Genomic DNA, 13,679 nt, shown 5'->3' with positions numbered 1-13,679 from the left:
TCGTGGAGCCTCCTTCCCTTCTGGACCCAAAAACCAGACGGTCTGTTATACACTTGTATTCGTGCCGGGCAGTCAAATTCCTTGCGCTTCATATAAAATTTACAGGCTGCAGGCGAAGTTCCGGTGAGGACAATCGGAAGATAATTGCTCCTAATTTTTAATGGACGAGTCTGGAAGAACAGAGGTAAAGACTTGTATCAAGGCTCGCTCAAGGGGAACTCCAAGTAACTATGACATATTCTGTCCTCATCAGGTGGTATCCTAAGGAAGGAACAGGGGGATACTCCCTGATGAAGAAGAGAGGCGGAAGAGTGCTATGAAGAAACTGACAGGACAGGTAGCAGTCGTAGCGGGCGGGACAAGAGGAGCTGGACGGGCCATTGCGGTATGTCTGGGTGAAGCCGGTGCAACCGTCTATGTAACGGGCCGAAGCGTGAAGGGAGAGCCGTCGGATCTCGGGCGGTCGGAGACGATCGAGGAGACGGCGGAGCTGGTGACGGCGGCTGGAGGCTTGGGGATTGCTGTACGGGTTGACCATACCGTGGAGGAGCAGGTTCGGGAACTGTTCGAACGCGTAAAGTCGGAGCAGAAAGGACGGCTCGATATTCTCGTGAATGACGTATGGGGCGGAGACTCCCTGACGGGATGGGGACAGACCTTCTGGGAGCACAGCTTGACTGACGGTCTTCGCTTGCAGGAGCGAGCTGTGGCGTCTCATATGATCACGAGCTACTACGGCGCCCCGCTGCTCGTCGCAAGGGGACGGGGGCTAATCATCGAGATTACGGATGGTACGGACTATAACTTCCGCGGGAATCTGTACTACAGCCTGGCCAAAGTCTCGGCTATCCATCTGGCCCAGGCGATGGCAGCGGAGCTGCGCCCTCATGGGGTGGCGGCGCTGGCAGTAACACCAGGCTTTCTGCGGTCCGAGGCGATGCTGGATTACTTCGGCGTCACGGAGGAGAACTGGCGGGATGCTACCGCCCAGGACCCGCACTTCATCGCTTCGGAGACCCCGACCTACGTCGGACGAGCGATCGCCTGCCTGGCGGCTGATCCGAAAATCATGGAGAAGAGCGGAGGCATCTGGAGCTCGTGGCAGCTGTCCGAAGAGTATGAGTTCATCGATAGCGACGGCAGCCGGCCCCATTGGGGGAGGTATTTCAAGGAGCATGTGGAGGGCGGCTCTGTCTAGCCGGTACATCCAGGCTGAGGCGGCGGCCCGAATGCTGTTAGCCCGATATGAACGGCGGCTCATGCCGCCGTTTTTGGCGTACAAGGCGTCTGAAGCAGGTTCGGTGCATGAAGCGGTGCATATAGGGTTGCCCCGGTACTTGTTGCCGGGGGCGGAATGTCCTACACTTATAAAGAAACAGAGACCAAAGAACAGGCGGAACACCCGATGGCATACCGAAACCATCCTTGGCATGAGCTGATTACGAGCCGGACCGGCAGCCCGTTGACCGTGATTCTAAGTCCGGTGGAGCTCGGCACCTCCTTGCATTGGCACAAAGAGCTGGAGCTCGTATATATCCTGGAAGGCCGCATGCAGATTGAGCTTGAAAGCGCTATATTTGAACTGAGCGAAGGCGATCTGCTCGTTATCGGTTCCTGTGACGTGCACCGGTATTTCGCCAGTCCCCAGGGCTGCCATAAGCTGATTGTTCAGCTGGATGAGTCGATGTTCGATTCCTGTGGGGAGGCCTATTTCTCCCGCCGGTTTGCAAGTCCCTTGGTACGTCCGGGCCATCGGCTGCATGCAGGTCTTGAGCTGGAGATGCGGAAGATGCACCGCGAGATCACGGAAGCTCTTCCAGGGCATCAAGCGGCGCTCAAGGCGTCGGCGTATACGATCATCACCGAGCTGATTCGCGGCATGGAGCTGGTGGAGCGCTTGCACGACGAACGTTCCCGCAGGTACGAGAAGCTAAGCAGGCTGGAGCAGGCCATCTCTTACATTGAGCGGAACTACGATCAAGGGATCACCGTCAGTCAGGCTGCGGAGTACAATGGGTACAGCGTGCACCACTTTTCCCGTTTTTTCAAAGAAGCGACAGGCCATTCCTTTGGCGACTATGTCAACCACTATCGCATACGCGTTGCTTGCCAGCTTCTCCAGGATGTGGAGCAGCCGATCACGGATATTGCGTACCGCAGCGGCTTCAACAGCATTGAAACCTTCAACCGGGTTTTCAAAAAGACGACAGGCTCGACGCCGTCCGCTTATCGGAGCAAATTATGACAGAATCACGGTGTACGCTGACAAGAGGCAGGCGGGGATCCTCCTTATACTGAAGCTAGGCCGACGATTACCGGCCGGATAGCTGCCTACGGCAGGCGCCGGGCTCGGCTGCATTCTTCATGCTGCGGGAGGATTTCGATGATGAACACGACCTTTGCTATTCCGGCTCAAGCCTTGAACACGACCGGCACAAATCCGATCGTATCCACGATCTTTACGGCCGACCCTTCGGCTCACGTGTGGGAGGACGGCAAAATTTATATTTATGCCTCCCATGATATGGACCCGGCACGAGGCTGCGATCTCATGGATCGCTACCATGTCTATTCGTCGGAGGATATGGTTAATTGGCTGGACGAAGGCGAGATTCTGCGCTCCGAGGATGTCTCTTGGGGCAGACCGGAGGGGGGATTCATGTGGGCCCCGGATTGTGCCTATAAAAACGGCACGTACTACTTTTATTATCCGCACCCGAGCGAATCGGACTGGAACAATTCTTGGAAAATTGGAGTTGCCACTAGTCGTCATCCTGCGAAGGGCTTTGTCGACCAAGGATACATCCCCGGTCTCGGCGACTTTGCGATGATTGACCCGTGCGTGTTCGTGGACGACGATGGACGGGCTTATATGTACTATGGCGGTGGCGGCAGATGTATGGGCGGGGAATTGAATGAGGACATGATGTCCATCCAGGGCGGCATGCAAGACATGGACACGCTACAGGACTTCCATGAGGCGACTTGGGTGTTCAAGAGAAACGGCATCTATTATCTGACTTATGCGGACAATCTGCATGAGAACAATCAGATGCGCTATGCGACCAGCCATCATCCGCTCGGTCCGTGGACGTACCGGGGCGTCTTCCTGGAACCGACGGGGTGCTCGACCAGTCATGGCTCGGTGGCGGAGTACAAGGGCAACTGGTACTTGTTCTATCATAACCAGCAGATCTCGGGAGAGGGGAATCTGCGGAGCATATGTGTCGACGAGCTGCATTTCTGCGAGGACGGCAGGATCCAGACGGTGACTCAGACGGCGCAGGGACTTGCTCCTGTAGGCCCTGCACCTGCGGTGAAGGCGCATCCGGTTCAGGCCCGCTACCATGCCGACGAGGCGGGAGGCGGGGCAGAAGTATCGCTGGATGCAGCGGGAGGCAAGGTAGTGCGGAACCTGGACATACCGGGCGCCTTCTGCAGCTTCACCGGAATTGATGGCGCCGAAGGCGGCCGGACTGCTCTGTATCTCTCGTATACAACGGAGCAGAAGCTCGCCAAGCTTCATCTGACGGTTAACGGCGAAGACCTCTCCCTGATCAACGCCGTCGGACTAGGCGGCGGCGCGTCCTACAGCGGCTTCGCCCACTTCACCGTGAACCTGAAGCCCGGCAACGGCAACACGATCCAGCTGACCGGGGGACATGGAGAGGTGACCGTGGGAGAGCTTCTGGCGGTTCCGTTCCAGGATTAACGTGGGCGGTTCTCGGCTTGCACCTTGGGGAAATCGCTGGAAAGAGGCCTACTGCGGGAGAGCTCCCGACAGCTAGGTGAACCGTAATATACGGACAAAAGACTAAACAAGAATAGACTTGTTTAGTCTTTTTATTTGTAAACATATGCTAAATAAATGCTGCTTTATACGTGAAAGCTGGTTCTGCTAAACCGTTACCTCTACAGGAATTTGCTCATAGGCTATTTTCTTAATGACCTCATGATGCTCGGGATATTGGGCTAGTAATTCGTTCTGTGTAAATAATTCGAAATCCTGAAAATCAAATCCGGGTGCGACCATACATCCAACCAATGAGAAAGTGTCTGGATTCATAACCGAAGAGCCGAAGATGGAATTCTTCGGAACCACATATTGAAGAGTTTCGTTGTTTTCCAAATTACTCCCTAGTTTGACTTCCTCATAGGTACCGTCTTCGTGAATAACATGGATAGTTAAAGGGCTTCCTGCATGATAGTACCATAATTCATCCGATTTTAACCGGTGAAAATGCGATATGTCCTGAGAGCGCAATAGAAAATAGATGCTGGTGTAAAGCAAACGCTGACCATTGAACTGAACGGATAATTCCCGATCCGAAATCTTTTCCGCTCCCTGATAGGTCCTTCTATAATATCCGCCCTCGGGATGAGGGAGTAAGTTCAGTTTAGAAATCCAGTATTCGGGACTAGTTGCCGGCATGTCATCATTTCCTTTTCTATAATGATTTGAATTTAATCATAATAGCACTGTTTCGTTTATTTGGCGACCCAGGGGTCCGCCATGGAACAGGAAACGGATTTTTAACGTGCTGGCCTTGATCGGATCAGATTGATAAAACTCTCTTGTAAAACTTGCTAATTTCTCTATCAGGCGGCGTATTGACGATCAAAATGTGGATGCTAAGCTAAGTGCACGGTTTAAAATTAACTAATCCTATGATTAAAGTGTGTATTTATCTATGATCTGATTGCGTTGACAGGTATCGATAAGTCTTTCGAACAAACAAGGTGCTTCACGGCGTCGATGTATCGGTTGACAAGGGAGAGGTGGCCCATCGCGTGATCTTCATGGACGAGGGACGAATTGTCGAGCAGGGGCCTCCGGAGGCTTAGGACTCAAGTCGATCATCCCTTTAGTCCGTTAGCGTAAAGATCGTATCTCTTTCTTTAAAATATTGCACTTTATTCATATAATTTTGTTCTGCTTGCGCAATTGTCAGTACACTGCTGGAAACTAACCTATCAAAAAACGACTTCAACATTTCTTCGGATATACGGAAAGGATAGCCCTTGGAAGTAATCATCATTCTTTCTCCGTCAATGAGGATAGATGCTAGTTTTTCAGGTTGAACAAGCTCTAGCTGTACGCCGCTTTTGTCTACAACCGCGTATATCTCCTTGCCATTTTCAAAAGCAACATGCATGACTTCCGCTCCGTTTGCCAATCGACTTTGCAGCTGTTTCATGGAGTAGCCCGGATTAGGGTCGTTTCTCAGCAGCCAGCCGGCGAAATCTGCTGCATCGACATTGTCAGCGCCAACTTTCTTCCACGTTGCCCCATGATCCTTGCTAATCAGAATGGCGTTATCCTTCGTTACCCGCAGAGCCATCTCATTGTCTACATAAACGGCCTTCACCTTTGAAGTGTTAAGCTGGTCCATTAATTGCGGCACATCCGCTTGGGTGAATGTTAAATCAATCGGCATAAGTGCATTTGTAGCATCCCCTTGATATATCTCGGTCAAAGCCTTAGCAGCACCCAGAGCCGCTTCCGTTTTGTCTAGAGCAGAAGTCGCAAAGATCGTAACCGCCCCAGACACAATTACAATAGCAAGCAGCTTCGCCACTATAGAGAATTTCTTGATTTTCATAATGGATATAATCCTTTCTTCAATGGCGTTTTTGGAAAAATGACTAACTATCGAGGTCAGCCCGCTTTTCTTTTCTTCCAATTGGATAAGCGCCATGGCATAAGCAGGCTTCATGCTTTCCCCAGATGCCCATATGACTGCTTCATCACAGGCTAGCTCGATGTCACGATTGGCAAGGATATACATCATCCACACGAAAGGGTTGAACCAATGGACACATAGGCTAGCAGCAAGCAACCATTTTTTTAGCGTGTCAAATCGTTTGATATGAATATACTCGTGGGTAAGGATAAGCCCCAGTTGTTTTTCATCGGTATAATCGATATGTTTTGGCAAGAGTATCACAGACCGGAAAATACCATAGGTAAGGGGAGTCAAAATTTTATCTGACTTTCGGATTTGCACCTTTCGCCATAATGGATTAAACTTATGCCATTTTTGGATAAAATCATTTTCAATCGGCATCGACATTCTATAATCTTTACGATACCTTACATGCGGGATGACAAAAGACAAAGTGCATAACGTAAAACCAATAAACCACACCACTACAAAAGATGATATCGATGCCATCAGCTCCAGTGGTAAGGCGGGTGTGGTTATACGATCAGTTAGGAGTGGCACCTTAAACGTTCCGCCATTTGAAGTGGGTAGACTTTGCGCTAAGGATATGCTCTCTTGTACTGTAAACATCCTGTCCAGGTCGTTAACCGCCGTAAAAATACTAAATGGTGATTGAACGGAAACAGGAACCAGCAGTAGCCATAATGCAACGCCCCAAAGAATGATAAAGGTCATTTTCGGGACCTTATGCAGGAGCATTGCACGAACGCATACAACCACAAGAATGAAGAGGGAGGCCGGTACGCTCATCTCAAGCAATGACATGCCCCACCTCATTCTAATCTCTCAATGAGCTGCTTCAGGCGGCTAATTTCCTCAGACGTCAGCCGTTTCTGCCCAAGAAGAGAAGCAATTAGCCTGTCGGGAGCCCCATTATACATTTTATTGATAAGTTCTGTTGTTTCATACTGTTGAACCTGCTCTTGCGATACCACCGCACGGCAAACGAAATTTGGCTCTTGCCGCTCAATCGCTCCCTTATCGAGGCACTTCTTGATGATGGTGTAGGTTGTTGTCTTGCTCCAGCCTATTGTTTCCTTCGTTATTTCTGCAATCCTCTTGGCAGTTGTATCACCTTCTCGCCACAAAATCTCCATAATGTTCAGCTCACTGTCAAAGAGCTTCATACTCATAGATAAGCACCTCACTATCGTTCTACTGCAGTAGAATATTGTGTTTTCATTCTATTGAAGTAGAATGACTTTGTCAAGTACATTACACTCGCCGAACGTATATCCTGACAAATTCGAACCTTTGATTTCAAGTGAAAAAATACATTGCAAGAGGCACTTTGCCTACAATGCGATGTATTCAACGTTTAAATGCTATTATGCGTTCTTCTTTCTCCAGTTGAACGAAACCCTAAATATTGGTTGGCGTCATCACCGGATTAAGCTTCCTATGGTTTGTCACTGGCTTGAAGACGGTTCCGCTTACGGCGGTTGCCATCATGGGGAACTGTCAGGTGTTATTTCCGTGCTTTGACCGCTGCTTTTCTACCATGAACCGATTACGAAATACGTGGTGGCGGGGATCGTTCTTTTCCTAGCCGGCTTGTTCCTTCAAGTTTTTTGCGGCTTTTCGGACTTGTAATTTCTGGGAGGGGTGTTATAATACAGGATACAAAATTGATTATTCGACACTTGAGCATACCTTGATTCGAAGATTTCGCGAAGAGGAGGCTGTTTCGACGTGGGCAAAATATTGATCGTCGACGATTCGCTCTTTATGCGCTTGCTGCTGAAAAATGTCATCCATGAATTAGGTTATGATACGGTGGTGGAAGCAAGCAATGGGTTGGAAGCGCTAACAAAGTATGAGGACGAGCAGCCCGATGTCGTGACGCTCGATATCACGATGCCCGAGATGGACGGGATCACGGCGCTCAAGGAAATTATCCAGTTGAATCCGGACGCCAAGGTCATCATGGTGTCCGCGATGGGTCAGCAGGCGCTGCTGATCAAGGCGGTCAGCATGGGGGCAAGTGATTTTATCGTCAAGCCGTTCAGCAAGGACCGAGTCCGGGAAGCGTTGAAGAAAGCCTTCGCCGGGTGAAGCGGGGAGGATTTGGAAGCCGCCCGGTACTTTTGATACAATAAGCTTGGGCACGCCGCAGACGCGCAGCGGCCTAACTTAACTTGGGAAAGCGGGGCATTTCGTAGTGGAAATCATTTATCACGGTCACTCCTGCATCCAGCTGTCGGCCGGGGGAAACTCTCTGGTCATCGATCCTTTTATTTCGGGCAATCCGCTTGCCAAGACGACGCCGGACGATATCAAGGTCGACTATGTGCTGCTGACCCATGCGCACCAAGACCATATCCTGGATGCTTATCCGGTAGCCAAGGCCAACGACGCCACGATCGTCGCCACGTTCGAACTGGCGGCGTATATGGAATTTCAAGGGGCTAAGACGCAGCCGATGAATATCGGGGGCAAAGTGAACCTGGGCTTCGCTGAGGTGCAGATGACCCAGGCGTTTCACAGCTCCGGCATCGTGCTGTCCGAGCAGGGGCAGATCATCTACGGAGGCATGCCCGCGGGCTTCCTGATCCGCTGGAATGGCCTGACCTTATACCATAGCGGAGATACGGGATTGTTCTCCGATCTGAAGATGTTCGGCGAGCTGTTTGACATCGATGTAGCGTTTCTGCCGATCGGCGACCTGTTCACGATGGGGCCGGACGATGCGGTGCTGGCTGCCGAGTGGCTGCGGGCCAAGTCGGTGGTGCCGCTGCACTTCGACACGTTCCCGCCGATCCGCCAGGACGTGGACGCGTTTGCAGCGAAGCTGGAGAGCAAGGGAATTAAGGGGATTGCCCTGAAGCCGGGAGATCGTCACATCATCGAGTAGAAGGGGCATGATTGCATTGACCATCGAAGCGATTGCCGTCACATCGGACGAGCAGTTGAAGCAGGGATTACAGATTAGAATGGAAGTATTCGTCAAGGAGCAGCAGGTGCCTGCGGATCTGGAGCTGGATGAATTCGATGCCTCCTGGGACGCTTGCCGGCACTATCTGCTGGTGGATGACGGCCGGGCGGTGGCGGCTGCACGCTACCGGATGTATGACGAGGAGACGGCCAAGCTGCAGCGGATCGCCGTGCTGGCTTCCCACCGCGGGCTCGGTCTGGGCCGGACGATCATCGAGGCGATGGAGGCTGATATCCGCCAGCGCGGGATCGGGGCGGTGATTCTGGACGCCCAGACCCAAGCGGAGCCGTTTTACGCCAAGCTCGGCTATGTCACCATATCGGAAGAGCCCTTCCTCGATGCGGGCATCTGGCATGTACGGATGAAGAAAACGCTGATCTAAAGCTAACTCCAGAGGTGTATGCATGCGGCTCCGGGCCGGTCACCGCCCCCGCTTCGGATTTGTCACAGCTTGTTCGTTTGGAACCTGGCTCGCTATGGTTTACACTGAAGAGAGGACTTCATACAGCGAGGAGCAACCGGAGTTGGAACGACAAGAGCTATGGCAGCAGGCGCAGCACTTCATCGAGACGTGCTACGCCGAATTGGATAAATCTGAGGAAGACAAGGCGGCCCGCCTCGAAGAAATCCGGCAGGCGATCGATGATGCGGGAACGTACGAGCATACCGCCGAGGAGCTGGCGCACGGCGCCAAGATGGCTTGGCGCAACAGCAACCGCTGCATCGGCCGGCTGTTCTGGGAGACGCTCGAGGTGTTCGACGCCCGGGCGGCGGCTACAGAGGATGAGATGGCGGAAGCAATATTCCGCCACATCTCCTTTGCGACCAACGGCGGCCGGGTGCGGCCGGCCATCACGGTATTCCGGGCGTCGGACGCTTCACGTGCCGATGCGCGGATCTGGAACCGCCAGCTGGTCCGGTACGCCGGTTACCAGACCGAGGAGGGCGTCATCGGCGACCCGATCTCAGCCGAGTTCACGGCCTTCTGCCAGTCGCTAGGCTGGCAGGGAGCGGGCAAGCCCTTCGACGTGCTGCCGCTGGTGATCCGTATGCAGGGAGAGACCCCTAAGCTGTACGATATTCCGCCTGAGCTGGTGCTGGAGGTGCCGATCGAGCATCCCGATTACCCGCAAGTGGCAGAGCTGGCCATCAAGTGGTACGCGGTACCGTTCGTCTCGGACATGCGTCTCGAGATCGGAGGGCTGTCGTATCCGGCCGCTCCGTTCAACGGCTGGTACATGGGGACTGAGATCGGTGCGCGCAATCTTGCGGATACGGACCGCTACAATCTGCTGCCCGCGATGGCCGAGATCCTGGGGCTGGATACCTCCCGACACTCGTCGCTATGGCGCGATAAGGCGCTGGTGGAGCTGAATGTCGCGGTGCTGCACGCCTTTAAGCAGAGCGGGGTAGCGATCGTTGACCATCATACCGCCGCCCTGCAGTTCAAGCGCTTCGAGGACAACGAAGAGAAGCAGGGGAGGGCAGTCACCGGGGACTGGAGCTGGCTGATCCCGCCGTTATCACCGGCGACGACCCATGTGTTCCATCGTCACTATGACAACCGGACGGTGACTCCGAACTTCTTCTATGCCTGATGAGCGGCATGACGGCTGATGAGACAGCCGCCACTCGCACCAAAAACCCTGACGACATACGTTCGTCAGGGTTTTTGGTGTTTGGGCCCGGCACACTAGGCGCGACCAGGACGCTCGACTAGGATTTCTTCTCAGCCAGCATGGTGGCGATCAGATCGATCTGTCCGGTGATCGAGATCGGATCATAGTGCAGGAAGGTGTTGTAATCGAGCTTGTGTACCTTATTGTTTTTCACAGCAGGTAGGCTGTTCCAGACGGAGTTGTTCAAGACGTTGTTGATGTCCTCCTCCGTAGACCCGGCATTGAAGCAGATGAAGATATGATCCGCGCTGGCGTACTGCGGCAGCAGCTCCAGGGAGATCTCCTTGATCTGCGCTCCGCTGTCGATGACTTCCTTCTTGACGATGTCCGGAGCCTTCAGCTTCAGCGCGTCATAAATCGGGAAGCCGCCTCGGCCGTAGTTGTCTCCGAGAATGGAGACCTTCTTGCCGCGTACGTTCACGATGACCGCCGTCTCGTCCGCCCCGACGAACGACTTGATTTTGGCCCGGCCGGCGGCAGCCTTTTCCTCATACTGCTTCAGCCATTGCTCCGCTTCCTTGCCTCGATCGAGCAGCTCGCCGAACAGCTTCACTTCCTCCTTCGGATTGTGATAGGCGGTATAGGGCACATGAAGGGTCGGTGCGATTTTACTGAGCTGATCATAAGTCTTCACATCAAAGTCATTGATCACGATCAGATCCGGCTCCAGCGACGTTACCTTCTCCAGTGAGGTGGGAGCGCCGATATCCTGAATCGTCTTTTCCTGCTCGGCCAGAAACGGACTGCCCATCCACCATTCCTTGTTGGCAGCTATCGGCTGAATGCCCAGTGCCAGCAGGGTTCCGTGATAGTAGGGGGCCACGACCTTTTTGGGATTGGCCGGAATTTCAATGTCGCCCTTATCGGTTTTTACGATACGTGTAGAAGGCTTCTTGCTGTCGGCAGACGCTGCTGCGGGAGGTGTAGCCTGAGCCTCTCCGGTTCCGGGTGTTGTGGTTGTTCCAGACGATCCTCCGCAGGCCGTTAAGGCGGCTGCCAGTAGAAGAGGCAGGAGTGGTTTCAGAACTAGTTGTGTGCGATGCATAGCTGTTCCTCCAGGTCGAAATTAATAATCATTCTCAATCAGCATCGTAACAACCCCGCACGCAACCGTCCATACACAATCATGACTTTCCTTCAGCGCGAATGTGATGAGAACCATTCGATCAAGGCTTCCAGTTGTAGCGCTTGAGATAACGGATCATAGTTGTAAAATAGATTGACATCCGCATGAAACACCTGGTTTTGTCTGACCGCAGGCAGGGTTCTCCACTCCTCTGAATGCAAGACCTGACTCGTCTGATCCTGCCAATGCGTCGGATAATGAACTACAACGATGTAGTCGGCGGCATAATCGGCGATCCGGGATACCGGGACCTCCAGATTCAGCTTGCCTTGGTCGATGATCTCCCGCTTGACGGCTTCGGGGGGCCTCAACTGCAGATCTTGATACACCAGAGGGCCACTCATGCCGCGCTTATCGCCATAAACATAGATTTTCTCCGACACGATCTTGAAGATCGCAACGGTGTCTCCCCTGGCCAGGATGCCTGCCAGCTGGGTCTTGGCCGCGGCTATACGACGGGCGTGTTCTCTTAGCCATGCTTCGGCTTCGGTCTGCCTGCCGAGCAAATCAGCGAGCAGAGAAAACTGTTCCCGCCAGCCTAGTGTCTCCAGATCCAGCCGAAGGACCGGAGTTGTCTCCTCCAACGCGCCGCTTCCTTCCGTTTCTGTATAACAGAGAATCAGATCCACAGCATCCATCGTCCCGTATGAAAGGTTCTCCGTGCTTGTCGGATTCCATCCTTCGACACGCCGAAAACCGGAGAGACTCAGGTGGCGGGCATACCGTTCCTGCATCCACGGCTCTATAGCTCCTAGTGTGGGCACGATCCCCATCGTCAGCAGGAAAGAAGTCAGCGCAGGCATGAGCGTCATATAACGCTTGGGCTGCTGCACATAGACGGAGGGGGAGACCCCGACGAGCTGCTTGAATTTGCGGCTGAAATAGTACTCGCTCGGGATGCCGACTTCCCGGGCAACTTCACCTACACTTGAAGAAGAGAGCTGGAGCAGCTCACGCGCTTTCTTGATCCGAAGCCGGGATAAATACTCGCTGAAGCTGACGCCCTTCTCCTTCTTGAATAGCCTGGACAAATGCTCGGGACTGACTCCGCTCAGCCGGGCAATTCGATCGCGGGACAGCTCATCTCCCACATGCGCACGCATGTAGGCTGATGCGCGTTCGACGGGGGAGCCTGTCTCCCGGTGCTGCTCGGGATGAGTATGAAAAACCGCATGCAGCAGCTCATAGAAAAGCAGTTGTGCCCTGAACGGAGCCGTGGGGCCTTCTGCCTCTGTGGCGGCTATATCGATCAATTCTCGGGTAAGCTGAAGAATATGGTAAGGCGCATGAAGGCGGATTTGGCCGAATCGTCCGGACATCAGCTTACGCTTGCGGTAGCTTCCGTGTCCAGCAGGCTCGTCGGGTCCGATGATCTCAAATACAATCCGGTCGATCACCAGCTTCTGAGGATGAGGGTTGAACAGAAACATCCCGGAGGCGGCCGGACAAAACATGACGCTGTCTGAGCCAAGCTCATATTTATGACCATTCGCATACATCTCGCCTTGTCCTTCACGGACGACCAGCAGCATATCACCCTCGGCAACATTCCACTCCTTCTGGGTGTAAGGGGCATAAGTCAGAAGCTGAATTTCTCTGAGCATGAAGACAGATGACTGGAAGGCATAAGCGATAACCTCTTCGCCTGTAGGCAGGGACTGCGCTTTTCTTCTGCTTTGCTCTCTGAGCTCACTTCTCATTCGGTCTGCTTCCTCGTCGGTCAAAATACCCAGATGCTTGATCAGCTTGTGCTTGCTTCTTCCTTCGCTGTCCTTGTAGGAGGAGACAAGCTTGTAGTAGCTATATACTTTACCATTTTTTCGAACCGTACTTTTTTTCAGAAACATAGCAGGCTCCTTGTGAGTTGGGGACTATTTTTGGGACTTTCCAAGTGCGCTCTATCGTTCTATTATAAGGGGAGGAATCGTGTTTGTCCCGGATAAGACGAATTTGTAAGAGACGGAAACCCGCCAGCAGACCGGTTCTGCAGCGAGGCAGGAATATCGGGCTGACAAGCAGGTCTCGGAAGAATGATTATGCGGGCTTGAGGAATGATACTAGTAGAAAAACCACTAAAAACGTATAGTTCGTACAATTTACGTTGTTCGACATTTTCTGTAGAATTCTTTGATTATTGCAAATCTTTCCTCGTTATTATAGTTAATTCAACCTAATATTACAAGATTCGATTCATATTATGTAGTGTTTTAGCC

Annotated in this window: 12 protein-coding genes; 7 read left to right on the top strand and 5 right to left on the bottom strand. The window is 52.7% G+C overall.

Annotated features, from left to right (window positions below; all coding sequences use genetic code 11):
* Window positions 1–316 precede the first annotated feature (316 nt).
* The 3 genes from WMW72_RS30710 (at window position 317) to WMW72_RS30700 (ending at window position 3,712) form a co-directional block, all read left to right on the top strand.
* Window positions 317–1,198, top strand: coding sequence for an SDR family oxidoreductase (locus tag WMW72_RS30710; protein WP_341419409.1), 882 nt, complete (start codon window positions 317–319; stop codon window positions 1,196–1,198).
* A gap of 207 nt (window positions 1,199–1,405) precedes the next feature.
* Window positions 1,406–2,245, top strand: a complete 840-nt coding sequence (locus WMW72_RS30705) for a helix-turn-helix transcriptional regulator (protein ID WP_341419408.1) — start codon at window positions 1,406–1,408, stop codon at window positions 2,243–2,245.
* Between the two features lie 138 nt (window positions 2,246–2,383).
* Window positions 2,384–3,712 (top strand): family 43 glycosylhydrolase, encoded by a 1,329-nt coding sequence (locus tag WMW72_RS30700; RefSeq protein WP_341419407.1) that lies wholly within the window; start codon window positions 2,384–2,386, stop codon window positions 3,710–3,712.
* A gap of 186 nt (window positions 3,713–3,898) precedes the next feature.
* Here the strand turns inward: WMW72_RS30700 and WMW72_RS30695 are convergent, their stop codons facing one another.
* The 3 genes from WMW72_RS30695 to WMW72_RS30685 form a co-directional block, all read right to left on the bottom strand.
* A complete protein-coding gene (locus tag WMW72_RS30695; RefSeq protein WP_341419406.1) occupies window positions 3,899–4,432 on the bottom strand; it encodes a cupin domain-containing protein in 534 nt (177 codons plus the stop codon).
* A gap of 433 nt (window positions 4,433–4,865) precedes the next feature.
* The gene (locus tag WMW72_RS30690) at window positions 4,866–6,491 is read right to left on the bottom strand and encodes a M56 family metallopeptidase (RefSeq protein WP_341419405.1); all 1,626 of its coding nucleotides are present in this window, start codon (window positions 6,489–6,491) and stop codon (window positions 4,866–4,868) included.
* Between the two features lie 8 nt (window positions 6,492–6,499).
* Window positions 6,500–6,853, bottom strand: a complete 354-nt coding sequence (locus tag WMW72_RS30685) for a BlaI/MecI/CopY family transcriptional regulator (RefSeq protein ID WP_341419404.1) — start codon at window positions 6,851–6,853, stop codon at window positions 6,500–6,502.
* Window positions 6,854–7,418: 565 nt separating this feature from the next.
* Here WMW72_RS30685 and WMW72_RS30680 point away from each other — a divergent pair.
* From WMW72_RS30680 to WMW72_RS30665, 4 genes are all read left to right on the top strand, one after another.
* Complete coding sequence (locus WMW72_RS30680) at window positions 7,419–7,781, top strand: response regulator (RefSeq protein WP_341419403.1); 363 nt, start codon at window positions 7,419–7,421, stop codon at window positions 7,779–7,781.
* 106 nt (window positions 7,782–7,887) lie between these two features.
* Window positions 7,888–8,580, top strand: coding sequence for a metal-dependent hydrolase (locus tag WMW72_RS30675; RefSeq protein ID WP_341419402.1), 693 nt, complete (start codon window positions 7,888–7,890; stop codon window positions 8,578–8,580).
* A 7-nt stretch (window positions 8,581–8,587) separates the two neighbouring features.
* Window positions 8,588–9,043, top strand: a complete 456-nt coding sequence (locus tag WMW72_RS30670) for a GNAT family N-acetyltransferase (protein ID WP_423227624.1) — start codon at window positions 8,588–8,590, stop codon at window positions 9,041–9,043.
* A gap of 142 nt (window positions 9,044–9,185) precedes the next feature.
* Window positions 9,186–10,259, top strand: coding sequence for a nitric oxide synthase oxygenase (locus WMW72_RS30665; protein ID WP_341419401.1), 1,074 nt, complete (start codon window positions 9,186–9,188; stop codon window positions 10,257–10,259).
* A 118-nt stretch (window positions 10,260–10,377) separates the two neighbouring features.
* Here the strand turns inward: WMW72_RS30665 and WMW72_RS30660 are convergent, their stop codons facing one another.
* Complete coding sequence (locus WMW72_RS30660) at window positions 10,378–11,385, bottom strand: ABC transporter substrate-binding protein (RefSeq protein ID WP_341419400.1); 1,008 nt, start codon at window positions 11,383–11,385, stop codon at window positions 10,378–10,380.
* Window positions 11,386–11,477: 92 nt separating this feature from the next.
* Entirely contained in the window at window positions 11,478–13,313 is a 1,836-nt protein-coding gene (locus WMW72_RS30655; RefSeq protein ID WP_341419399.1) for a helix-turn-helix domain-containing protein, read from the bottom strand.
* Window positions 13,314–13,679 lie beyond the last annotated feature (366 nt).

Source organism: Paenibacillus filicis, from assembly GCF_038070315.1.
GTDB lineage: Bacteria > Bacillota > Bacilli > Paenibacillales > NBRC-103111 > Paenibacillus_G > Paenibacillus_G filicis.
Note: the sequence above shows the minus strand (reverse complement) of the source record. Positions and strands in the feature narration are given on the sequence as shown.